This window comes from Leifsonia sp. GW821-FHT13C09 (assembly GCF_058806435.1).
In genome coordinates, this window is sequence record NZ_JBXAPS010000003.1 from 131117 (window position 1) to 153911 (window position 22795).

At 70.9% G+C, this 22795-nt stretch carries 24 protein-coding genes and 1 pseudogene; 12 read left to right on the forward strand and 13 right to left on the reverse strand.

Going from position 1 to position 22795, the window contains the following annotated elements:
- Positions 1-34: 34 nt before the first annotated feature.
- Positions 35-406, forward strand: a pseudogene (locus tag AC1ROW_RS12035) (winged helix-turn-helix transcriptional regulator); the annotation flags it as partial.
- Complete coding sequence (locus AC1ROW_RS12040) at positions 389-1222, forward strand: PP2C family protein-serine/threonine phosphatase (RefSeq protein ID WP_493019453.1); 834 nt, start codon at positions 389-391, stop codon at positions 1220-1222. The pseudogene AC1ROW_RS12035 and the gene AC1ROW_RS12040, both read left to right, overlap by 18 nt.
- Positions 1223-1226: 4 nt before the next feature.
- Here the strand turns inward: AC1ROW_RS12040 and AC1ROW_RS12045 are convergent, their stop codons facing one another.
- Positions 1227-2276 carry a 4-hydroxy-3-methylbut-2-enyl diphosphate reductase gene (locus AC1ROW_RS12045; protein WP_493019454.1) on the reverse strand — a complete coding sequence of 350 codons (1050 nt, stop codon included), beginning with the start codon at positions 2274-2276 and terminating at the stop codon, positions 1227-1229.
- A 130-nt stretch (positions 2277-2406) separates the two neighbouring features.
- Here AC1ROW_RS12045 and xseA point away from each other — a divergent pair, with 130 nt between their 5' ends.
- The 5 genes from xseA to AC1ROW_RS12070 are packed head-to-tail and all read left to right on the forward strand — an operon-like array spanning position 2407 to position 6700.
- Positions 2407-3663, forward strand: a complete 1257-nt coding sequence (gene xseA / locus AC1ROW_RS12050; RefSeq protein ID WP_493019455.1) for an exodeoxyribonuclease VII large subunit — start codon at positions 2407-2409, stop codon at positions 3661-3663.
- A gap of 1 nt (position 3664) precedes the next feature.
- Positions 3665-3910 carry an exodeoxyribonuclease VII small subunit gene (locus tag AC1ROW_RS12055; protein WP_493019147.1) on the forward strand — a complete coding sequence of 82 codons (246 nt, stop codon included), beginning with the start codon at positions 3665-3667 and terminating at the stop codon, positions 3908-3910.
- Positions 3907-4593 (forward strand): DUF4245 domain-containing protein, encoded by a 687-nt coding sequence (locus AC1ROW_RS12060; RefSeq protein WP_493019148.1) that lies wholly within the window; start codon positions 3907-3909, stop codon positions 4591-4593. The genes AC1ROW_RS12055 and AC1ROW_RS12060 overlap by 4 nt, the downstream gene beginning before the upstream one ends.
- Positions 4594-5262, forward strand: coding sequence for a carbonic anhydrase (locus AC1ROW_RS12065; RefSeq protein ID WP_493019149.1), 669 nt, complete (start codon positions 4594-4596; stop codon positions 5260-5262).
- A gap of 31 nt (positions 5263-5293) precedes the next feature.
- Positions 5294-6700 (forward strand): class II fumarate hydratase, encoded by a 1407-nt coding sequence (locus AC1ROW_RS12070; RefSeq protein WP_493019150.1) that lies wholly within the window; start codon positions 5294-5296, stop codon positions 6698-6700.
- 83 nt (positions 6701-6783) lie between these two features.
- Here the strand turns inward: AC1ROW_RS12070 and AC1ROW_RS12075 are convergent, their stop codons facing one another.
- The 4 genes from AC1ROW_RS12075 to AC1ROW_RS12090 form a co-directional block, all read right to left on the reverse strand.
- Positions 6784-7353: a prepilin peptidase gene (locus AC1ROW_RS12075; RefSeq protein ID WP_493019151.1), complete on the reverse strand. Its 570-nt coding sequence runs from the start codon at positions 7351-7353 to the stop codon at positions 6784-6786.
- Between the two features lie 142 nt (positions 7354-7495).
- Complete coding sequence (gene phoH2, locus AC1ROW_RS12080) at positions 7496-8845, reverse strand: RNA 5'-3' helicase PhoH2 (RefSeq protein WP_493019456.1); 1350 nt, start codon at positions 8843-8845, stop codon at positions 7496-7498.
- Positions 8846-9053: 208 nt separating this feature from the next.
- Positions 9054-10172, reverse strand: a complete 1119-nt coding sequence (locus AC1ROW_RS12085; RefSeq protein ID WP_493019152.1) for an aminotransferase class V-fold PLP-dependent enzyme — start codon at positions 10170-10172, stop codon at positions 9054-9056.
- 114 nt (positions 10173-10286) lie between these two features.
- Positions 10287-11081, reverse strand: a complete 795-nt coding sequence (locus AC1ROW_RS12090; protein WP_493019153.1) for an isoprenyl transferase — start codon at positions 11079-11081, stop codon at positions 10287-10289.
- Positions 11082-11153: 72 nt separating this feature from the next.
- On the opposite strand from AC1ROW_RS12090, the gene trhA reads away from it, so the two are divergent.
- A complete protein-coding gene (trhA, locus tag AC1ROW_RS12095) occupies positions 11154-11957 on the forward strand; it encodes a PAQR family membrane homeostasis protein TrhA (RefSeq protein WP_493019154.1) in 804 nt (267 codons plus the stop codon).
- 30 nt (positions 11958-11987) lie between these two features.
- Here trhA and AC1ROW_RS12100 read toward each other — a convergent pair whose 3' ends face one another.
- A complete protein-coding gene (locus AC1ROW_RS12100) occupies positions 11988-12251 on the reverse strand; it encodes a hypothetical protein (protein WP_493019155.1) in 264 nt (87 codons plus the stop codon).
- 182 nt (positions 12252-12433) lie between these two features.
- On the opposite strand from AC1ROW_RS12100, the gene AC1ROW_RS12105 reads away from it, so the two are divergent.
- Together AC1ROW_RS12105 and greA are read left to right on the forward strand one after the other, a co-directional pair.
- Positions 12434-12850 carry a DUF4307 domain-containing protein gene (locus AC1ROW_RS12105; RefSeq protein WP_493019156.1) on the forward strand — a complete coding sequence of 139 codons (417 nt, stop codon included), beginning with the start codon at positions 12434-12436 and terminating at the stop codon, positions 12848-12850.
- A gap of 109 nt (positions 12851-12959) precedes the next feature.
- Entirely contained in the window at positions 12960-13451 is a 492-nt protein-coding gene (gene greA, locus AC1ROW_RS12110; protein WP_493019157.1) for a transcription elongation factor GreA, read from the forward strand.
- Between the two features lie 71 nt (positions 13452-13522).
- Here the strand turns inward: greA and ilvA are convergent, their stop codons facing one another.
- From ilvA to AC1ROW_RS12145, 7 genes are all read right to left on the reverse strand, one after another.
- Positions 13523-14791 (reverse strand): threonine ammonia-lyase, encoded by a 1269-nt coding sequence (gene ilvA / locus AC1ROW_RS12115; RefSeq protein WP_493019158.1) that lies wholly within the window; start codon positions 14789-14791, stop codon positions 13523-13525.
- 46 nt (positions 14792-14837) lie between these two features.
- The gene (locus AC1ROW_RS12120; protein WP_493019159.1) at positions 14838-16088 is read right to left on the reverse strand and encodes an AI-2E family transporter; all 1251 of its coding nucleotides are present in this window, start codon (positions 16086-16088) and stop codon (positions 14838-14840) included.
- Positions 16089-16285: 197 nt separating this feature from the next.
- Positions 16286-16873, reverse strand: a complete 588-nt coding sequence (locus AC1ROW_RS12125; RefSeq protein ID WP_493019160.1) for a hypothetical protein — start codon at positions 16871-16873, stop codon at positions 16286-16288.
- Between the two features lie 84 nt (positions 16874-16957).
- Complete coding sequence (locus AC1ROW_RS12130) at positions 16958-18019, reverse strand: ABC transporter ATP-binding protein (RefSeq protein ID WP_493019161.1); 1062 nt, start codon at positions 18017-18019, stop codon at positions 16958-16960.
- Positions 18016-18843 (reverse strand): ABC transporter permease subunit, encoded by an 828-nt coding sequence (locus tag AC1ROW_RS12135; protein ID WP_493019162.1) that lies wholly within the window; start codon positions 18841-18843, stop codon positions 18016-18018. The genes AC1ROW_RS12130 and AC1ROW_RS12135 overlap by 4 nt, the downstream gene beginning before the upstream one ends.
- Positions 18840-19823 (reverse strand): ABC transporter permease, encoded by a 984-nt coding sequence (locus AC1ROW_RS12140; protein ID WP_493019163.1) that lies wholly within the window; start codon positions 19821-19823, stop codon positions 18840-18842. Before AC1ROW_RS12140 ends, AC1ROW_RS12135 begins: the two co-directional genes overlap by 4 nt.
- On the reverse strand, positions 19802-20941 hold the full coding sequence (locus AC1ROW_RS12145; RefSeq protein ID WP_493019164.1) for an ABC transporter substrate-binding protein: 1140 nt from the start codon (positions 20939-20941) through the stop codon (positions 19802-19804). The genes AC1ROW_RS12140 and AC1ROW_RS12145 overlap by 22 nt, the downstream gene beginning before the upstream one ends.
- A gap of 142 nt (positions 20942-21083) precedes the next feature.
- Here AC1ROW_RS12145 and AC1ROW_RS12150 point away from each other — a divergent pair, with 142 nt between their 5' ends.
- Together AC1ROW_RS12150 and AC1ROW_RS12155 are read left to right on the forward strand one after the other, a co-directional pair.
- Positions 21084-22316, forward strand: coding sequence for a winged helix-turn-helix domain-containing protein (locus AC1ROW_RS12150; protein ID WP_493019165.1), 1233 nt, complete (start codon positions 21084-21086; stop codon positions 22314-22316).
- 46 nt (positions 22317-22362) lie between these two features.
- A complete protein-coding gene (locus AC1ROW_RS12155) occupies positions 22363-22791 on the forward strand; it encodes a hypothetical protein (protein ID WP_493019166.1) in 429 nt (142 codons plus the stop codon).
- Positions 22792-22795: the final 4 nt, after the last annotated feature.

Here is a 22795-nt window from a genome sequence, read left to right on the forward strand (position 1 = left end):
GTCGGAGGTACCCACTTTTCGGTAAGTTACTGACGTGGACACCAGATTCGAGTCGTTCGAGGCCCTCGGCTTCACCGACGGGGTGCTGCCCTCGGAGTGCCCCTCGCGCATCGTGCTCAACCACGTCACCAGCACCTGGGGCGTGCTCGTGCTGGTCGCGCTCGCGCGCAGCGACCTGCGCTGGGGCGAACTGCGCCGGACGGTGCAGGGCATCAGCGAGAAGATGCTGGCCCAGACCCTCCGCACACTGGAGAAGGACGGCTTCGTCCTGCGCACCGCCCAACCCACGGTCCCGCCGCGCGTCGACTACAGCCTCACCACCCGCGGCCGGGAGGTCACCGGCCACCTGCTGCCGCTGATGGGCTGGATCGCCGACAACGCCGACGACATCCTCTCCGGCGCACCGCCCGCCGCGCCGGCGCCGCTCGGCTTCGAGACCGGGAGCGCCTCGGTCAGCGGGGACTACCGCGAGGGCAACGAGGACTCCCTCTACGCGTCCGCCTGGTCGGCGTTCGTCGCGGACGGCGTCGGCGGGCACGCGGCGGGCGAGATCGCCTCCGCGACGGTCGCGATCCGGCTCGCGTCGATGCTGGACGCGACGGAGGGTCGCGTCCCCGGCGAGGAGCGGCTGCGCGAGCTGGTCGCGATCGCGAACTCCGACCTGGCCCTCCGCGTCCGGATGGACCCCGCGCTGTCCGGGATGGCGACCACCCTGGTCGGCGTCTTCTCCGACGGCGAGCGCATCGCCGTCGCGCACACCGGCGACTCCCGCGCCTACCGGTTGCGGGACGGCGGACTCGCGCAGATCACTGAGGACGACTCGCTCGTGCGCGAGCTGCTCGCCACCGGCGCGATCGGCGAGGGCGATGTCGCGTCGCATCCGCTGCGGTCGGTGGTCACACATGTGCTCGGCGGCGACGCGGAGGACGCGGCGGCGCTGCATGTGGCGTCGGAGCCGGCGCGCCGCGGCGACCGCTGGCTGCTCACCAGCGACGGCCTGACCGACTACGTGCCGATCCTCGACGTGACCCAGACCCTGGCGGCCGCGGCGACTCCCCAGGAGGCCGCGGACGCGCTGGTCGCGCTGGCGCTGCTGCACCAGGCGCGCGACAACATCTCGGTGGTGGTGGCGGACGTGGTGGAGCTGGTCGAGACGCCCGCCTACCGGCCGATGTTCGGCGGGTCGGCGGCGGCCGATCCGGCGTCGGCGCGCACGCTCTAGAGCGTCAGCTCCCCGACCGGCCGCCGAGCGCCCGCGCGTCCTGCTTGCCGCTGATGTCCTTGCGAAGCTCCTTCGGCAGCGAGAACATCAGATCCTCCTCCGCCGTCTTGACCTCCTGCACCTCGGAGTAGCCCGCGCCGGAGAGGTCGGCGAGCACCTCCTGCACCAGCACCTCCGGCACCGACGCGCCGCTCGTCACGCCCACCGTCGCCACGCCGTCGAGCCACTCCTGGCGGATCTCGCTGGCGTAGTCGACGCGGTAGGCGGCCTTCGCGCCGTACTCGAGCGCGACCTCCACGAGGCGCACCGAGTTGGAGGAGTTGGCGGAGCCGACCACGATCACGAGGTCCGCGTCCTCCGCCACCTTCTTGATCGCCACCTGGCGGTTCTGCGTGGCGTAGCAGATGTCGTCGCTGGGCGGGTCCTGGAGGTTCGGGAAGCGCTCGCGGAGCCGGCGGACCGTCTCCATCGTCTCGTCCACGGACAGCGTGGTCTGGGACAGCCAGACCACCTTGTCGGGGTCCTTGACCTGGATGCGGTCGACGTCGTCCGGGCCGTTCACGAGCGTCACATGCTCGGGAGCCTCGCCGGCGGTGCCCTCGACCTCCTCGTGGCCTTCGTGGCCGATCAGCAGGATCTCGAAGTCGTCGCGGGCGAAGCGCACCGCCTCGCGGTGCACCTTGGTGACCAGCGGGCAGGTGGCGTCGATGGCCAGGAGGCCGCGGTCGGCCGCCGCGTTCACCACCGCGGGGGAGACGCCGTGCGCCGAGAACACGACGTGCGCGCCCGTCGGCACTTCGTCGACCTCGTCCACGAAGATCGCGCCCTGCTGCTCCAGCTCGGACACCACGTGCACGTTGTGGACGATCTGCTTGCGCACGTAGACCGGAGCGCCGTAGTGCTCCAGCGCCTTCTCGACGGCCACGACGGCGCGGTCGACGCCGGCGCAGTACCCGCGCGGGGCCGCCAGCAGCACGCGCTTGTGTCCCTGGACCGGGATATCCTGAAGCCGCCCGCGCTCGCCGGCCTCCCGTCTGACGGGGATCCGGGGCATGGGGAGGCTGATGGTCGCATCGCTCACCCCTCGATCGTACGCGGTGGGCGCTGATCAACGGATGGGAGGCCGGGTGGCACAGGTCGCTGGCGGTACGTCGGGCGGTTCAGTGGCGACGGGTACGCCGACCATGAACCCCGGTCCGCCGACCCTCGACGCCCCGTGGCCGGTCGCGCTGCTCGCCGATCGTATCCGGGGCTGGATCGACCGGCTCGGCACGGCCTGGGTCGAGGGCGAGATCACGCAGTGGGGCGTCTCCGGCGGCAACGTCTACGGCAAGCTGAAGGACCTCCGCGAGGACGCCACGATCAGCTTCAGCATCTGGTCGTCGGTCAAGGCGCGCATCCCTGCCGACCTCAAGCAGGGCGACCGGGTGATCGCGGCGGTGAAGCCCAACTACTGGGTCAAGGGCGGCAGCCTCACCATGCAGGTGAGCGACATGCGGCACGTCGGCCTCGGCGACCTCCTGGAGCGGCTGGAACGGTTGCGCGGCCAGCTCGCGGCAGAGGGGCTGTTCGCGGCCGAGCGCAAGAAGCGGCTGCCGTTCCTCCCGCACACCATCGGCCTGGTGACCGGCAAGGACTCGGACGCGGAGAAGGACGTGCTGCGCAACGCACAGCTGCGCTGGCCGCAGGTGCGCTTCCGGGTGGTCCACGCGGCCGTGCAGGGCGACCGGACGGTCCCGGAGGTCGTCTCGGCGATCCGGATCCTCGACGCCGACCCCGAGGTGGAGGTCATCATCGTCGCGCGCGGCGGCGGCGACTTCCAGAACCTGCTCGGCTTCAGCGACGAGCGCGTGGTGCGCGCCGCCGCGGAGGCCGCCACCCCGATCGTGAGCGCGATCGGCCACGAGGCCGACCGTCCGCTGCTCGACGACGTCGCCGATCTGCGCGCCTCCACCCCGACCGACGCCGCCAAGCGGGTCGTCCCGGACGTCGCGGAGGAGCTGGCGCGCGTGCAGCAGGCCCGCACGCGGATCGGCACCCGGCTCACGCACATGATCACGCACGAGATCGACCGCATCGGCCACCTCCGCACGCGGCCGGCGCTGGCCTCCTCGACGTGGATCGTGGACTCCCGGGCGCAGGAGCTCACCCGCTACGTCGCCCGCGGCGTGGAGCTGGTGGAGCGCTGCGTCGACCGTGAGCGCACGCGCGTCGCGGAGCTGCGCGGCCAGCTGCGCGCGCTCTCGCCGCAGGCGACGCTCGACCGGGGCTACGCGATCGTGCAGAACGACGCGGGGCACGTGGTGACGGCGCCGTCGGAGGCTCCGGCCGGAAGCGCGGTGCGCGTCACGGTGGCGGGCGGCGCGTTCGCGGCCACCGCCGGGGACCCACTCCCCTCGCCCGCGGACCCCGATCCAGCGCCCGCCCAGCGAGACAAATAGAATGGACATCATGCCCACCTCGGAGATCAGCGCGCTCAGCTACGAGGAGGCGCGCGACGAGCTCGTCCGCGTCGTCACCGAGCTCGAGCAGGGCTCCGCCACGCTGGAGGAGTCCATCGCGCTGTGGGAGCGCGGCGAGGCGCTCGCCCGCCACTGCGAGGAGTGGCTGATCGGCGCGAAGGCACGGCTCGACGCCGCCCGCGCCGGTGCGGCGGCCGGCGCACGGAGCGTGTCAGAACCCGAATGAGCCCCACGTCCCGCACCAGCCGAGGGGCCAAGCCTCCCGCCGTCGTCGCCGAGCTCGGCCGCCCGGAGACGCCGGAGGAGACCGCCGCCCGCAAGGCGCAGAACTCCGCCGACCACCGCAACCGGCAGACGGTCAACAACCTCGTCTACTCGCTGATCGCGACGGTCGCGCTGGTCGCCGTCATCGTGCTGATCGTCCCCCGCGGCAACCCGACCGCGTCGGCCCCTGCTGTGGACTACGCCGCCGTGGCCCAGCAGGCGCAGGGCAGCGAGCCCGACCGGCTGGTCGTGCCGAAGCTTCCCTCAGGCTGGACCTCCAACAGCGCCGAACTGCGCACCAAGACGTCCGACCGCGTGGACGCCTGGTACATCGGGCTGCTCACGCCGAAGAGCCAGTACATCGGCATCACCCAGGGCTTCGGCGCCAACGACAGCTGGGTCGCCGACCAGGTCAACCGCACCCGGATCGCCGGCACCCGTGAGATCGGCGGCGTGAAATGGGACGTCTACGACAACCGTGCCTCCTCCGACGCAGGCAACGTGAAGTACGCCCTCGTGACGGGTGCCGGCACGAGCACCGTGGTCGTGTTCGGCACCGCCGACGACTCCGAGTTCACCACCGTCGCCTCATCACTGACCGACCAGCTCCGCTCCCTCGGCTCACCCACCCCAGGAGGAAAGTAAATGCCCACGACCCGTCCCGGCCGCGTATGGAACGAACTGCTGGCAGGCAACGAGCGCTTCGTCTCGGGAGCTCCCCAACACCCCCGCCAGGACGTCGAACGACGGGAGAGCGTTGCACAGGGGCAGCACCCGGTGGCCGCGATCTTCGGCTGCGCCGACTCGCGGCTGGCGGCCGAGATCATCTTCGACCTCGGCCTCGGCGACGCGTTCGTGGTCCGCAACGCCGGACAGGTCGCCTCGGACTCCGCGATCGCCTCGCTGGAGTACGCCGTCGCCGTGCTGAACGTGCCGCTCATCCTCGTGCTCGGCCACGATGCCTGCGGTGCGGTCGCGTCCGCCATCGAGTCCCAGGCCGACGGCGCCGACCCGCTGCCGCCGCACATCGCGCAGCTGATCGCGCCGATCGTGCCCGCGGTGCACCAGGTCGCCGGCACCGCACCCGGCCAGGCCGTCGTGCCCGCCGAGGTCGACGCCGCCGAAGTCGGCCGCCTGCACCTGCGCGACACCGTCGCAGAGATTCTCGCGCGATCGGAGATCATCAGCGACGCCGTCGCCGCCAATCTCCTCGCCATCGTCGGAGCGAACTACGTGCTCCAGGAAGGTCGGGTCGTCCCCGACGCCGTCGTCGGTCTGGCCGAACCGGTCGCCGACCCAACACCCGGACGCTGACGCGCCCGGGCCCAGAAAGGAAGAACACACCGTGGTGGACACGCAGGCGGGCACCGAGTACCGCATCGAGCACGACACGATGGGCGAGGTGCGGGTTCCCGCAGCCGCCCTGTACGGCGCGCAGACCCAGCGCGCCGTCGAGAACTTCCCGATCTCGGGATCGGTTCTCGAGCCGGCTCAGATCGCCGCGCTCGCGCGCATCAAGAAGTCGGCGGCGCTCGCGAACGCGCGCCTCGGCGTCCTGGACGCGGACGTGGCCGAGGCCATCGCCGCCGCTGCAGACGAGGTCGTCTCCGGCGCACACAACGGGGACTTCCCGATCGACGTCTATCAGACGGGCTCCGGCACCTCCTCGAACATGAACATGAACGAGGTGCTGGCGACGCTCGCCTCGCGCCGCCTCGGCCGCCCGGTGCACCCGAACGACCACGTCAACGCGTCGCAGTCGTCCAACGACGTCTTCCCGACCTCGGTGCACATCGCCGTCACCGGCGCGCTCATCGACGACCTGATCCCGGCGCTCGACCACCTCGCGGTCGCGCTCGAGGAGAAGGCGGAGCTGTGGGCGACCGCGGTCAAGTCCGGCCGCACGCACCTCATGGACGCCACCCCCGTGACCCTCGGCCAGGAGTTCGGCGGCTACGCCGCGCAGATCCGGTACGGCATCGAGCGCGTCCAGGCCGCGCTGACCCGGGTGGCGGAGGTCCCGCTCGGCGGCACCGCCGTCGGCACCGGCATCAACACCCCGATCGGCTTCCCGCAGCTCGTGATCGAGCTGCTCACCGCCGAGACCGAGCTACCGATCACCGAAGCCCGCAACCACTTCGAGGCCCAGGCGAACCGCGACGGCCTCGTGGAGGCCTCCGGAGCGCTCCGCACCATCGCCGTCAGCCTCACAAAGATCTGCAACGACCTGCGCTGGATGGGCTCCGGCCCGAACACCGGCCTCGGCGAGCTGCACATCCCCGACCTGCAGCCGGGCTCCTCGATCATGCCGGGCAAGGTCAACCCGGTGATCCCGGAGGCCGTCCTCATGGTCGCCGCCCGGGTCGTCGGCAACGACGCCACCATCGCCTGGAGCGGCGCGTCCGGCCTGTTCGAGCTGAACGTCGCGATCCCGGTCATGGGCACCGCCCTGCTGGAGTCGATCCGTCTGCTCACCCAGGCCAGCCGGGTGCTCGCGGACAAGACCATCGCGGGCCTGGAGGCCAACCTCGACCGCGCCCGCGCGTTCGCCGAGTCCAGCCCGTCCATCGTCACGCCGCTCAACCGCGTGATCGGTTACGAGGCCGCCGCCAAGGTCGCCAAGCACGCCGTCGCCCAGGGCATGACCGTGCGGGAGGCCGTGATCGACCTCGGCTTCGTCGAGCGCGGCGAGATCACCGAGGAGCAGCTCGACTCGGCCCTCGACGTGCTGAGCATGACCCACCCGGGCTGACCCGGACCGGTCCGCTCGCAACCGTTCGATCGAGGCGCCCCTTCCGCACCGTCGGAAGGGGCGCTTCGCCGTCTCGCGCGTGGTCAGCCCAGCAGCACGAATCCCCAGAACGCCCCCAGCAGCACCGGCCCGAACGGCAGTTCCGTCGGCGGTAACGCTGCGCCGCCTCCGGCCGGTCCGCGGCCCCGGAACACCATCGACGCCACCGCCGCCCCGGCCACGAACGACACGACCATCCAGCACCCGACCAGCGCCACGACCTCCCCCAGCGGCGGCCCGCGCTCGGCTGCCACGGCCCCGAGCGCCCCGGCCAGCACCGCCGCGAGCTTCACATCGCCCATGCCGAGGCCGCCGCCCGACGCCAGCACCGCGAACCCTATGAGCGCGCCCGCACCGCACGCGAGCGCCGCGCCCACCACGAGCCAGCCAGCGGAACCGAGGGAACTCCACACCGCCCCCACGGCCACGAACGCCGCCCCCGGCAGCACCAGAGCGTCCGGCAGCCGCAGCTCGCGCACGTCGTACTGGACCAGCGCCGGCGTGACGGCCGCGAGATAGAGCGCCCCGATCGCGGCCGGTCCGAGGTGACCTGCCCCCAGCAGGGCGACGCTCAGGCCGGCCGCGACAACGATCCGGATCGTCTTCTCTCCCATGCCGTCACGCTAGGCGCGCCGGCATGGCCTGATCACAATTCCACAGAAAATACGAGAATCCCGAAATTCTCCCCAGCAGGCTGCGCTTTTTCGCCTGCCGGCTCACCCTCCGCCGACTCGCACGCTCAGGCCCGACTCGCACTCAGGCCAGCTCGTTGCCCTCCAGCATCTCCGTGACGAGGGCCGCAATCGCCGACCGCTCCGAGCGGGTCAGCGTGATGTGCGCGAACAGCGGGTGGCCCTTCAGCGTCTCGATCACCGACGCGACGCCGTCGTGCCGGCCGACGCGCAGGTTGTCGCGCTGCGCCACGTCGTGGGTCAGCACCACGCGCGAGTTCTGCCCGACGCGGCTGAGCACCGTCAGGAGCACGTTCCGCTCCAGCGACTGCGCCTCGTCCACGATCACGAACGCGTCGTGCAGCGAGCGACCGCGGATGTGCGTGAGCGGCAGCACCTCGAGGATGCCGCGGTCCTGCACCTCGTCCAGCACGTTCTGCGACACCAGCGCGCCGAGCGTGTCGAACACCGCCTGGCCCCAGGGGTTCATCTTCTCGCCCTGGTCGCCGGGCAGGTAGCCGAGCTCCTGGCCTCCGACCGCGTACAGCGGCCGGAACACCATGATCTTCTTGTGCTGCTGGCGCTCCAGCACGGCCTCCAGCCCCGCGCAGAGCGCGAGCGCCGACTTGCCGGTGCCGGCCCGGCCGCCGAGCGACAGGATGCCGACTTCCGGGTCCAGCAGGAGGTCGATCGCCAGCCGCTGCTCCGCCGAGCGGCCGTGCAGCCCGAAGACGTCGCGGTCGCCGCGCACCAGCTTGACCTCGCCGTCGGCGACCACGCGCCCGAGCGCCGAGCCGCGGTCCGAGTGCACGATCAGACCCGTGTTGACGGGGAGCCCGTCCACGAGCGGGGTGCGCATCCACTCCTCCTCGTAGAGCGAGCTCATCTGGTCGCTGCCGAGCGAGATCTCCGCCAGCCCCGTCCAGCCGCTGTCGACGACCTGCTCGTGCCGGTACTCCTCCGCCGCCAGCCCGATCGACGACGCCTTGACGCGCATCGGGAGGTCCTTGGAGACGACCGTGACCGAGAGCCCGTCGTTCGCCAGGTTCATCGCCACCGCGAGGATGCGGGAGTCGTTGTCGCCCAGCTGCATCCCGCTCGGCAGCACCGACATGTTGGAGTGGTTCAGCTCCACGCGGAGCGAGCCGCCTTCCCCGACCGGGATCGGGAAGTCGAGCCGTTCGTGCTTCACGCGCAGGTCGTCCAGATTGCGCAGCGCCTGCCGCGCGAAGTACCCGATCTCGGGATCGTTGCGTTTCCCCTCCAACTCGCTCACGACGACGACAGGGATGACGACAGCGTGTTCGGCGAACCGGAAGATCGCCTTGGGGTCGGACAACAGCACCGAGGTGTCGAGCACGTAGGTGCGCTCACTCTGACGGATGGTGCTGGATGCCGACTCGAACTGCCGGGTTCCTGATTCAGCCACGACCACTCCCACCCCGCCGCTCCGCTTCCGCTGGAGCCGGCGGATCATTGGCGAGCCGGCCATTGGGTCTCGAAACGAACTTATGTGGCCGTCTCGATCGGGCGCCGTGCCCGATGAGTCGAACGTACGCCGCACGACCGACACGGGAGGCTCAGAATGCCGCGTGTCGTGTTTCGTTCAGGTGAACTTCACCCCCAGTTGTGGGAGGCGCGAATCAGGCGGCCGAGGCGTAGGAGGTGAACGCGGCGCGCAGCATGTCCAGGGTCTCCTCGGTGGTCCCGGCGTGGACGCTGATCCGAACGTTCGTGCTGCGCACCTTGGCCGAGACGCCGTGGTTGAACAGGGACGCCGCCAGGACGGTCAGCTGCTCGGGCAGCGGCTCCAGCACGACGATCCCGGCGCGCTCCGCGGGGTTGCGCGAGGAGGCCACCGGGATGGCGAACTCGTCGGCGAGGTCGATGACCTGCTCGACGTTGTCCGAGATGGCCGCCGCGATCTCCGCGACGCCGACGGCGGCGATCTCCTCCAGCGCCGCGGCGAGGCGCGCCTCGGCGATCGGGTCGGGATTCGACACGGCGAAGGCCGCCGCGCCCTTCACCGGCTCGAGCACCTCGTCCCATCGTTCACCCGCGCCGGCGCCGACCCAGCCGCTGAACACCGGCGTCAGGTGCTCGATCGCGCGCTCGCTGAGCGCGAGGAAGCCGGTCCCCCAGCCCGCCCTGGTCCACTTCTGGCCGCCGGAGACGACGACGTCGGCGACCTCGTAGGGGGCGTCGGTCACGCCGAAGCCCTGGATGGCGTCGACGATGAGGAGACGATCCCCGATCACCTGGCGGATGCCGTCGATGTCCGCGAGGTAGCCGGTGCGCGAGTCCACCAGGCTCACCATCACCGCGCTCGTGGAGTCGGTGAGCTGTTCCTTGAGCTGCGCGGGCGTGACGCGGCCGTGGTCGGTCTCCAGCCAGACCGGCGTCACGACGCGCATCGCCTGCGCCGCCCGCACGGCCGCGTAGGTCACGCTGGGGAACTCGCCCCGCGACAGCAACACGTCGCCGCCGGTGAGGCCGAACGCGGCGTGCATGAGTCCGCTGGACGCGTTCGGCTGGAACGCGATCTGGTCGGCCGGGAAGCCGGTCAGCGAGGAGATCGCGTCGCGGACGCGGTCGGTCTCGGCGCCCATCCGGTCGACGGTGCCGAACCGCGCCTTCGCGAGCGCCTCGTACTGTCCCAGCGTCTCCGCGCGCACCGTCGCGGACAGCGGGCCGACCCGGCCGTAGTCCAGGTACCCCGGCTCCTCGCCGAACCCCGCCGCGAACTCCTCGATCGTCGTCATCGTGACCTCCGGGGACCATCCTGCCGTCGCACCCGCCGAGTACGCGAATTCTCTGCGTACTCGGGCGTTTTGAGCGGATTTCGCGCGTACTCGGCGGCTCGCCAGGGGCTCGGGTCAGGAGCCGTAGCGTCGCTGGCGGCGGGAGAAGTCGCGCATCGCGCGGAGGAAGTCGACCTCGCGCAGGTCGGGCCCGAGCGCCTCGACGAAGTAGAACTCGCTGTGCGCGCTCTGCCACAGCATGAAGTCGCTGAGCCGCTGCTCGCCCGAGGTGCGGATGACGAGATCGGGGTCGGGCTGGCCTCCCGTGTAGAGGTGTTCGCCGATGAGATCGGGGGTGAGGAGGTCGGCCAGCGTCTCGAGGCTGCCACCCTCCGCAGAGTGAGCGGCGACGATGCTGCGCATTGCGTCCGTGATCTCTTTGCGGCCGCCGTAGCCGACCGCCAGGTTGATGTGCATGCCCTTCTTGTCCGCCGTGCGCTTCTCGGCGTCGGCCAGCGCGGTCACCAGCGGCTCCGGGAGCCCGGTCGCCGAGCCGACGTGCTTGACCCGCCAGTCGCGGTAGCGGGAGAGGTCGTCGGCGAGCTCGGCGATGATCTCGATCAGGTCGGAGAGCTCGGAGCTCGGCCGGTTGGTCAGGTTGTCCGACGACAGCAGGTAGAGCGTCACCACCTCGATGCCGAGGTCGTCGCACCATTCCAGGAACTCGCGCATCTTGGCCGCGCCCGCGCGGTGACCGTGGGCGACCGTCGTCATCCCGACCTGGCGGGCCCAGCGCCGGTTGCCGTCGATGATCATCGCGACGTGCCGGGGCAGCGACTCCGGGCCGAGGCCCGCGATGTCGCGTCGCAGCCGCTTCTGGTACAGGCCGTAGAGCAACCCGTTGGCCGTCTCGGAACTGCGTCTGCTCACGCAGCTACGTTAGCGCCCCGTGACGCGCCCGGTTCCCAGCATGCGGCCACCCGTCTGCCCTAATCTTGCTGCATGACTCCGCGAAACGCCCCCGAGCCCGAGGACGTCGCCGAACTCCTCGCCGAGCCGGTCTCCGACCTGCCGGCCGCCGACGCGGCGGTCAAACAGGATGAGTCGCACGGCCCGCTGCTGCCGAACATCCCGCTGCTGGACGCCTCCCCCGCCCACCCGGCCGAGCTGAAGCCGACCTGGCGCGGCTGGATCCACGCCGGCACGTTCCCGGTGACCATCGCCGCGGGCATCGTGCTGATCTCCCTCGCGCACGGCGCCCCCGCCAAATGGGCGTCGGCGGTGTTCATGCTCACCTCGATGCTGCTGTTCGGCAACTCGGCGCTGTACCACCGCTTCAACTGGCGCCCCCGAACGAAGGTTGTGCTCAAGCGCATCGACCACGCCAACATCTTCCTGCTGATCGCCGGCACCTACACACCGCTCGCCGTGCTCGCCCTCCCGCCGCAGAAGGGCATCCTTCTGCTCTGCATTGTGTGGGGAGGCGCGCTGCTCGGCATCGGCTTCCGGGTCTTCTGGATCAACGCGCCGCGCTGGCTCTACGTGCCGATCTACCTGCTGCTCGGCTGGGCGGCGATGATGTACATCGTCGACCTCCTGAACGCCAACGTGGCGATGATGGTGCTGGTCTGCGTGGGCGGCGTCTTCTACACGATCGGCGCGGTCATCTATGGCATGAAGAAGCCGAACCCGTTCCCCGGCGTGTTCGGGTTCCATGAGATCTTCCACACTCTGACGGTGCTGGCGTTCCTCTGCCACTGGACGGCGACGCTGCTGATCGCGCTGCATCCTGCCTACAACGGCTGACGCCGCCTGCAACGCTGACGCCGGGCGAGGTCAGCCCCGCGAGTCGCCGTCCGCGTCGTCCTGCCGCTCCGCCTTCTCGGCATCCAGCTTCTGCGCGATCTCGTCGCGGTAGCGCACCCGGCGGATGCGCCGCGTCATGTCGAGGATCAGCAGTACCGCGGCGACCGCGATCAGGAAGGTGACCGTGAACCCGACGACGCCGGGCGTGACCGCGTCGTCGCTCGGGCCGGAGGTCGGCGACGGCGTCGGGGTCGCTGCCAGCCACAGGCCGGCCTTCAGCAGCAGCTCCCCCATCACACGGCCGCCACGGACGCGCTGGACGGGTGGTTCTGACGCATGGCTGACTTCGCTTTCGGATCAACGGCTTCAGGAGGCGCGAAGCGCGATTCACAGCTTCGTCTCCTAGTCTTGTCTCAGCCTACCGTCGCCCCGACGGCGGGCATGAACGAAGCCCTTGAGAGGCGGACGGCGAGGACATGGCACGCGTGACCGAGGCGCCGTCCGAGACCCTCGAATCCCGCTACGGCCGCACCCCGAAGCGCCGGCGCCGCGACCGCTGGCTGCTGATCGGCGGCGCGCTCGGCGTCGTCGCCGTCGTGACCGCCTGGGTGTTCTGGGCCGGCTGGGACAACAACCAGGCCGACCTGGAGACCACCGACACCGCCTATGTGATCCCCGACGCCCACCATGTGCGGATCACCTTCACGATCAACGCCCAGCCCGGCACCGGCGTCACCTGCGCGCTGCAGGCACTCAACTCCGACTACGCGATCGTGGGCTGGCGGATCGTCAGCTATCCCGGCGCCGATTCCCGTGTGACGACGCACACGGAGACGATCCGGACCATCCAGCAGAGCAACACGGGTTTGATTAACACCTGCTGGCTGACCTAACATTCTCTGGATACGCCCCGGCCGAGGCCGGGGCGTCTACTTTACCCACCGGTTCCAGCCGGCCATCAGCCGAAGCGGCCAACGCCGTGCAGGCGCGAAGGAGTTCATCATGTCCCAGGAGTCTCAGGTCACCTTTCTGACCCAGGACGCGTACGACCGTCTGTCGGCCGAACTCGAGGAGCTCAGCGTCAACGGCCGTAACGAGATCGCGAAGCGCATCGAGGCGGCCCGCGAGGAGGGCGACCTCAAGGAGAACGGCGGCTACCACGCCGCGAAGGACGAGCAGGGCAAGATCGAGGCCCGCATCGTGCAGCTCACGAACCTGCTGCGCAGCGCCACGGTCGGCGAGGCACCGGAGAGCCACGGCGTCGTGGAGCCCGGAACCGTCATCACGGCGACCATCGCGGGCGACGAGAGCGTCTTCCTGATCGGCAACCGCGAGATCGCGGCCGGCACGGAGCTCCCCGTCTACAGCGAGCAGAGCCCGCTCGGCGCCGCCATCCTCGGCCTGAAGGTCGGCGAGAAGACCGAGTACACCGCCCCGAACGGCCGCCAAATCCCCGTCGTCATCTCCAAGGTGGACACCTACACCGGCCAGTAACCCGCGAGTACGCGAGAATTCCGCCGAAAACCGTCGAGTACGCAGACAATCTGCGGACTCGGCGGTTTTTGTCATTCCTCTTCGAGGACGGGGTCGTAGCCGGCCGAGCGCAGCACCTGGATGACCTGCTGGCGATGCTCGGTGCCGCGCGTCTCCACCGAGACGACGAGCTCGACCTGGCTCAGCTGCAGGCCGTTGCCGTGCCGCGTGTGCAGCACCTCCACCACGTTGGCGTTCACGCCGGCGAGGATCTCGGCGATGCGCGCGAGCTGCCCCGGCCGGTCCGGGAGCATGATCGAGAGCCGCAGGTAGCGGTCGGAGGCAGCGAGGCCGTGCGCGATGACGCGCTGCATGAGCAGCGGGTCGATGTTGCCGCCGGAGAGGATCGCGACGACCGGTCCGGCCGGATCGTCCACCGGAATGAGGCCCGCGAGGATCGCGGCGACGCCGACCGCGCCGGCAGGCTCCACCACGAGCTTGGCGCGCTCCAGCAGCACCAGCAGTGCGCGGGCGATGTCGTCCTCGGTGACCGTCACCACGGCGTCCACCGCGTCGCGGATGATCTCGAAATTGAGGACGCCCGGCTTGCTGACGGCGATGCCGTCGGCGATGGTCGCGACGAGGCCGATCTCGGTCGGCTCCCCCGCCGCGAGCGACGCCGGGTACGCGGCGGCGTTGGCCGCCTGCACGCCGATCACGCGGACGGTGCGCCCCTCGCGCGCCGCGCGCTGCTTGACCGCGCTCGCCACGCCGGAGATGAGGCCGCCGCCGCCGATCGGCACGACGATCGTCTGGACATCCGGCACCTCGTCGAGGATCTCGAGGCCGAGGGTGCCCTGCCCGGCGACCACGTCCCGGTGGTCGAACGGGGGAATGAGCACCGCACCGGTCTCGGCGGCGAAGTCGGCGGCGGCGCGGAGCGTCTCGTCCACGATGCTGCCGCTGAGGACGACGTCCGCGCCGTACGCGCGCGTCGCCTGGAACTTGGGGATGGCCACGCCCACGGGCATGAAGATCGTGGCGTGGATGCCGAGCTCGCGAGCGGCGAAGGCCACACCCTGCGCGTGGTTGCCCGCGGAGGCGGCGACGACGCCGCGTGCCCGCTCCTCGGCGGTCAGCTTGGAGAGCCGGTGGTACGCGCCGCGGATCTTGTACGACCCGGTGCGCTGCAGGTTCTCGCACTTGAGGATGACCGGGGCGCCGAGCACGTCGGTGAGGTACCGGGAGGTCTCGAGCGGCGTGGGCTGGGCGACCCGGGCCACGATCGCGCGCGCGGCCTCGATCTCGTCGAGGCCGGGGCCTGCGAACGGGGTGCGCGTCGGATCGGTCGCGGTATCCACTCGCACAGCTTACTCGTGGTCGTATTCCGCTGACTGTATGCGACCCCTACGCGCGTGGAGCCCGCCGGGCCCTCGGCACGGTCTCCCAGATCGCGCCCTCCGGAGCCGTGGTGGCCTCCGGTGGCCGTGACCGCCAGACGCCGGACGACACGTAGTGCACCATCACGTTGAGCACCGCGACGAACGGGACGGCGAACAGCGCCCCGGGGATCCCGGCCAGCAGCGAGCCGGCGGCGACCGCCAGCACGACCGCGAGGGGGTGCACCTTCACGGCGGTGCCCATGATCAGCGGCTGGAGGACGTGCCCCTCGACCTGCTGCACGAGCAGCACGACGGCGAGCATGATCAGCGCGAAGACCCAGCCCTTGAAGACGAGAGCGACGAACACGGCGAGAGCCCCCGTGAGCACCGCTCCGACAATCGGGATGAACGACCCGAGGAACACCAGCACGGCGATCGGCAGCACCAGCGGCAGGCCGAGGAAGAACGCGCCGAGACCGATGCCGAGCGCGTCGATGGAGGCGACGAGCACCTGCACTTTGGCGAAGTTCCGGAGGGTCAGCCAGCCGGCCTGCCCCGCCCCGTCGACCGCGGCCCGCGCGTTCTTGGGGAAGATCCGCACGATCCAACCCCAGATACTGCGGCCGTCGATGAGGATGAACAGCACGCTGAACACGGTCAGCAGCGCGCCGGTGAGCACGTGGCCCAGCGTGGAGCCGATCGAGAGCGCGCCGGAGATGTAGACCTGGCTGTCCTGCTGCAGCGACGACCAGAGCGACTGGAAGGCGCCGTCGATCTGATCCTTGGTGAGGCCGAGCGGACCGGTGGTCAACCAGTTCCGGAACTGCTCGAACGCCGCCACCGACTGGGTCTGGAGGTCCTGGCTCTCCCGGGTGACCTGCCAGATCGCCAGGTAGAACAGGCCGCCGACGACCACGATCAGCGTCAGCAGCGTGGTGACGATCGCCAGCCAGCGGGGCCAGCGGTGGCGGATCAGGAGGTCTTTGAACGGCACCAGCAATGCGGCCAGCAGCACCGCGATGAGCACCGGCACGACGATCAGCCGCAGCTGGACGATGAGGAAGACCACCACCGCGATCACCGCGCCGATGACCAGCAACCGCCACGACCAGGCCCCGGCCAACCTCACGCCGTGCGGCAGCGACGCCTCGATCGGTTCGGCCTCCTGGACGGCCGGGCGGACGCGCGCGTCGAGGTCGCGCCGGCGCTTGAGGAAGCGGGCCCGCGCCGGCGGGACGGACGGACTCTGCGCTGCGGGAGCGCCGCTCTCTGCCATGCCCGCCAGTCTAGGTGCGCGGCCGTGCCGATCCTGTGTAAACGCTCAGGGAATCGCGGCGCCCGATGCGCCCCGCTCCACCGGGTCGCCGCGCCGCCCTAGGGCGTGGCCGATCCTCATGTCTGCACCACCGCTCCACCCCGCTCCGGCCGGAGCGCGCGATCGCCGGACCGCGCGCCCCGCTCGAGGGATAGCGGTCAGGGTTCGAACACCAGCGGCGGGTGCTCGATCGAGGTGGAGAACCACTGCCAGCCCGGCCCGGAGGACGTCTGCTGGATGGAGGCGTAGGTCACCTGACCCGGCGGCACGTTGCCGAGGCCGACCGAGACCGAGACGTTCCCGTTGACGGTCTTCACGCCCGCGCCGGTCACCGTGCCCGCGCCGGCGTAACCGCCGACCGTGAGCGACACCGGGCCACTCGTGGCGATGAGGAACTCGATGACGTAGCTCGCGACCGCCGTCGCCCCGTACGCTCCCGGGTCGAAGTGGACGGAGACGCCCGGGCCGCCGGACGGGACCTGCCGGTAGCTGAACGACGCGTACGGCGTGCCGGTGGTGTCGGTCTGCAGGATGTCCGACGCGATCAGCGTCAGGTTGGTGCGGCCCTTGCCGACCGTGTGGGTCGGGCTGATGGTGTCGATGGGGAAGAAGAAGGGCGGCCACCAGTGGATGTCGCCCGGACGGATCCGAGTGACCAGGTCACCCGGCGAGAGGGTCTTCACGAAGGTTGAGGGGTCGATGGCGTCCGAGTACTCGGCGTCCGTCCCCGGGACGATGCCAGACATGAGGATTACTCTACTGACGCCGCCCCGGGTGCGCGACCGTGCCTCCACTGATCTCGCAGGGCCCCTCGAGGGAGGCCAGGCGGGCTAGTCGACGGGCGCGACCGTGACGGGGGTGCCGGAGAGCGTCAGGTGCACGCGCTCGCCGGGCGCGGGGAGGTCGCGCGCGCCGTGCTGTATGGCGAGCTCCGATCCGTCCGCCAGCCGGACCCGCGTCCGCCTGACCGCGCCGAGGAAGCTCGTCGTCAGCACCTCGGCGGGGAGGCCGTCGACGCCCAGCACGACATCCTCCGGACGGATGAACGCCGTGACCGGTCCGTCCGCCGCCGGAGACGCGAGCGGCGCCGTCTGCCCGAGAACTCGCAGTACACCTCCCGCGACCGTGCCAGGCACGCGGTTGGTCAGCCCCACGAAGTCCGCCACGAACGCGGTCGCCGGCCGGTGGTACAGCTCCTCCGGCGTCCCGATCTGCTCGATCGCGCCCGCCCGCATCACCGCGACGCGGTCGGCGACGGCGAGCGCCTCCTCCTGGTCATGGGTCACGAAGAACGTCGTGATCCCGAGCTCGGTCTGGATCCGGCGGATCTCCTCGCGCAGCTGCACGCGCACCTTGGCGTCGAGCGCCGACAGCGGCTCGTCCAGCAGGAGGACGCGCGGCTCGGTGACCAGCGCTCGGGCGAGCGCCACGCGCTGCTGCTGGCCGCCGGAGAGCTGGTGGGCGTAGCGGTCGGCGTGGTGGTCGAGCCCGACCAGTTCGAGTGCCTCGGCCGCGCGCCGCCGCCGATCCGTGGCGCCGACCTTGCGCATCCGCAACCCGAACTCCACGTTCTGGCCGGAAGTGAGGTGAGGGAACAGCGAGTACGACTGGAACACCATTCCGAGGTCGCGGCGGTTGGTCGGCTCGTCGGTGACATCCCGGCCGTCGATGAGCACCTGACCGCCGTCGACGCGCTCCAGCCCGGCGAGCGCACGCAGCGCCGTCGTCTTGCCGCAGCCGGACGGCCCGAGCAGGGCGATGAACTCCCCCGAGCGCGCCGCCAGCGAGAAGCCGGCGAGGCCGGCTCCGCCGCCGAAGTCGCGCACGACCCCGTCCAGCTCGACGGTGGAGCCGACCCGGGAGGCGGCGACGGTGGATTCCAGGACGGTCATGGAGTGCCTTTCACAGGACGCCGCACACGGCGGCGGGCGCCGACGACGCGGTCGACGACGACGAGGAGGACGAACGCGAACACCAGCGCCAGCAGCGCGAAGATGACCGCGACGAACGGGTCGGACTGGGAGACCAGCAGCAGCGAGGTCTGCAGGTTCACCCGGCTGAGCAGGGACGCGATCGTGAACTCGCCGAGCACGACCGCGACCGAGAGCGCGGAGGCGGCGAGGATGCCGCGCCGCAGGTTCGGGGTGAGCACCCGCCAGAACACCGACCCCCAGCCCGCGCCGAGCGACCGCGCGGCCTCACTCAGCGTCACCAGGTCGACCGCTGCGACGTTGCTCTGGATGGCGCGGTAGGCGTACGGGAGCACCGTGATGCCGTACGCGAACGCCAGCGTCCACGACCCCGATCCGAAGATCGAGGTCACGACCGCGTACGTCGGCGCGAGCCCCACCACCATCACGATCGCCGGGATCATGATCGGGAGCAGGCAGACGGCCTCCAGCAGGCGGCGCAGCCGGGCGAAGCGCAGCTCGACCAGCACGATCGTCGGCAGCAGCACCAGCAGGACGATCGCCACCGTCACGGCGGCGAGCACCACCGAGTTGCCCAGGCCCTGGTAGACGCGGTCGTAGCGCGTGGTCCCGCCGCCGAAGACGGCCACCCAGCGGTCGAAGCTGTACACGCCGGGCGTCGCGGTGCGCAGCGTGAACTCCAGCATCGAGAACAGCGGGATGAGGAAGAACGCGCCGAGGACCACCCAGATCACCGTACGGACGACCGGTCCCGGCCCGAGCCGCAGCGGTGCTCCCCCGCTCACCGCTGCCACCGCGCGGTGCGGCGCACGAGCGCCGAGTAGGCCAGCAGGACCACGATCATCACCAGGAGCATCCCGAGCGCCATCGAGCCGGCCAGGTTGGCGCGGCCGAGCACGGTCTCGGAGATGAGGGCCTGCCGGATCTGCAGCGACACGATGTTGTTGGCCTGGCCCACCAGGGCCGCGGCGGTCGCGTACGACGAGAAGGCGTTGGCGAACAGCAGCAGCAGACTGCCGAGGAACGACGGCAGCAGGATCGGGCCGCCGACCCGGGTCCAGTAGGTCCAGCGCGTGCCCCCGAGGGTCGCGGTCGCCTCCAGCCACTGCGGGCGCAGGCCCTCCAGCGCGGGCAGGAAAGTGATGACCATGAGCGGGATCTGGAAGTACAGGTACGGGAGGATCAGGCCGGGCACCGTGTAGAGCCAGACGCCGTTCGCGTAGATGTTCACGTGGAATTGGTTGCGCAGCAGCACCGTCACGAGGCCCTGCGCGCCGATGGTCGCGATGAACGCGAACGCCAGCATCACGCCGCCGAACTGGGCGAGCACGCTGCTGGCGGAGTCCACGAGCGAGCGCGTCACGCCGCCCGGCCGGGAGCCCAGCATCGCGAAGCAGAGCGCGGCTCCGGCGATCGCGCCGACGACGGCGGTCACCGCGGAGAGCCAGAAGGCTCCGAAGAACGACCCTGCGATGGCCGGCTCGGCCAGCCCGGTGAGGTTCGACCAGGTGAAGCGGCCCTCGCCGTCCACGAACCCGCTGCCCACCGCGACCAGCGTCGGCACGGCGAGGAAGACCAGGACGTAGAGGGCGAACGGAGTGAGGCCGAGCGCGGCGGCGACCCCACGACGTCTGCGGCGTTGACCGGAACCGGGAGCGGGCGCCGACGACGGCTGCCGCCGGGAGTCGCGCGAGGCGATCCCGGCGGCAGCGTCGGCCGCGGGTGCGGTGATGGTCTCGGTCATCAGCCGACCGCGTTGGCCCACTTGGCGTTGAGGAGCGCACCGGCGTCGGTGGCCTGCTTGCCCGTCATCACGGCCACCTTGTCCAGCTTGCCCGGGAACTCCTTGGTGTCCAGCGTTCCGGCCTTCTCCATCGCGTCGACGCGCGCCGGGTAGGCGCCGCCCTTCAGCCAGGCGTTCTGCGCGGCGTCGCTGTAGAGGTACTCCTCCCAGAGGCGCGCGGCCGCGGGGTGCGGCGCGTCCTTGTTGATGGCCTGGTTGTAGTAGCCGACGTACGCGGTGCCCGGGAGGACGACGTACTTCCAGTTCACGCCGCCCGACTTGATGGTGTCGGAGGTGGTGTAGCCCTTCTGGTTGAACGACCAGTCGAGCAGGACCGGGGTCTCCCCCGAGGCGATGGTGTTCGGCTTGCCGTCGGCGGCGTTCCAGTTGCCCGCGGCCTTCAGCTTGGTGAACCACTGGATGCCCGGGGTCAGGTCGTCCAGCGTGCCGCCGTTCTGCAGGTCGGCGTAGGCGACCGCGCCGGCGGCGGCGGCCGCCTGGGTCGGGTTGCCGTTGAGCGCGACGGCGCCCTTGAACTCCGGCTTCAGCAGGTCGGAGAACGACTTCGGCGCGGTCTTGATCTTGTTCGCGTCGTAGCCGACGGACATGACGCCGTAGTAGCCGACCTTCCAGAGGCCGTCCTTGTCCTTCTGCGCGGCCGGGATGTCGTTGAAGCCGGTCGGCTTGTACGGGGCGAAGTACTGCGTGTTCGCCAGCGCGACCGACGAGCCGATGTCGAAGGTGTCCGGAGCGGTGTCCTGGCCCTTCAGCTTCTTGGCGGCGTCGATCTCCTCCTGGCTGGAGGCGCTGTCCTGGCTCGGGTTGATCGTGATGCCGTACTTCTTGGTGAAGCCGTCGAAGATCTCCTGGTAGTTGGCCCAGTCGCCGGGCGTCGCGATGATGTTGAGGCTGCCCTCCTTCTTCGCGGCGGCCACCAGGGCGGACATGCCGCCGGCGGAGGCAACGTCGGTGGCCGAGGCGGCCGAGGTGCTGGCGGCGGCGCTGCTGGCGTCGGCGCCGCCGGAGCAGGCGGCGAGCGAGAGGGCGACGACGGTCGCCGCAGCGGCGAGTCCGGCGATGCGGGCGCGCGTGTTGATCACGGAATTCCTCCAGGTCGGGTTGTCGGCCGGGCGGTGCGGCCCGGCTCGTCGTCACGCTAGGGAGGCTGGGATACGCGTGGGCCAGCGGGGGGTGACCGTGAGGTGAACGGCCGGTGTCGGACCTTGCCGCTAAGGTCGATCCGTGGTCGAACAGCTCTCCCCCGCCCTCGCGCGCCGCATCGCGCTCGCCGCCCAGGGCTTCGGGCGCCCGCGCCCGGCTGTGGTCGGCACGCGGCAGCTGAACGGGCTGATCGACCGGCTCAACCTGCTGCAGATCGATTCGGTCAACGTGTTCGAGCGCAGCCACTACCTCCCGGCGTTCGCCCGGCTCGGAGCGTACGACCGCACTCTGCTCGACCGGCTGACCTTCGACGCGCGCGGCCCGCACACCGAGTACTGGGCGCACGAGGCCGCGTTCGTGCGCAAGGAGGACTGGTCGCTGTTCGGCTGGCGCATGCGCCAGTACCGGGAGCGCTACGCGACCGGCAACGCCTGGTTCGCCGCGCACGAGACCACGCTGTCCTGGCTGCGCAGCGAGCTCGCCGCGAAGGGGCCGCTCGCCGCGAGCGAGATCGAGCACGACGCCAACCGGCGCTCCGGTCCCTGGTGGGGCTGGTCGGAGGTCAAGCGCGCCCTGGAGCGGATGTTCCTGTTCGGCGAGGTGGCGATCGCCGGCCGCACGCGGTTCCAGCGCCGGTACGGGCTGGTGCAGGACGTCCTCCCGGCGAGCGTTCTCGACCGCACCGTGGACGACGCCGACGCCATCCGCGAGCTGATGCGCCGTTCGGTGGTCGCCCACGGCATCGGGACGCTCCGCGACTTCGCCGACTACTACCGGCTGAAGGGCCCCGCGGTGGCCGTGGCGATGAAGGAGCTCGCCGACGCGGGCGAGGTCGTCCCGGTAGAGGTGAAGGGCTGGACAGGGGCGGGCGAACGGCCGGTCAAAGCCTGGATGCACCGCGACGCGCGCAAGCCGCGAAGCACCGAGGCAGCCGCGCTGCTGTCGCCCTTCGACCCGGTCGTCTGGTTCCGCGACCGGGCGCTGCGGATGTTCGGCTTCCACTACCGCATCGAGATCTACACGCCCGCCCCGCAGCGGGTCTACGGCTACTACTCGCTGCCGATCCTGCTCGACGACGAGCTCGTCGGCCGCATCGACCTCAAGAGCGACCGGCAGGCCGGCGTGCTGCGGGTGCAGTCCGCGTGGACGGAGTCCGGCGACGGCGGCCGGGTGGCCGAGCGCCTGGTCCCGCTGCTGGGCGAGACCGCGGCCTGGCAGGGCCTGGGCGGGGTGGAGGTCGCCGAAGGCGCGCGAGGCGACCTCGCGCCCCTGCTCGCCGCCGAGCTCGCCCTGGCGGCGCCCACGGCCTTCTGAGTTCGTCCCTCGCGGCGACGCCGGGTGCAGGGGTAAGGTGCGGGGCATGAGTTCACCGCTGGAGTACCTGGACGCCGACGACGCCGACGAGGCCGACTACGAACAGCCCATGCGCGAGCTCTTCGCCTACCGTGACGGCGAACGCTGGCTCGACGGCATCGTGACCGGGGTCAAACGGGGCGCGGACGGCCGCGCGCACGTGCAGTTCGACAACCGGATGTGGGTGACGACCGACGACGTGCGCGAGTCCAGCCACTACATCGCGGTGCTGCTGAACCCCGACTCCTCGGTCTACGCGGAGGTCATCGCCGGCTACCGCGACGGCGCCCCCGCGGACCTCATCCGCGACATCGACGTGGTCGACGGCGCGAACAACGCCGGCACCGAATGGCGCCCGCTGGACGAGCCCGCCGTCGGCACCCGCGTCCGCTACCGCTACACCGGCACCGCCGAGCTGGAGGCCGCCGAGGCGTGACCCG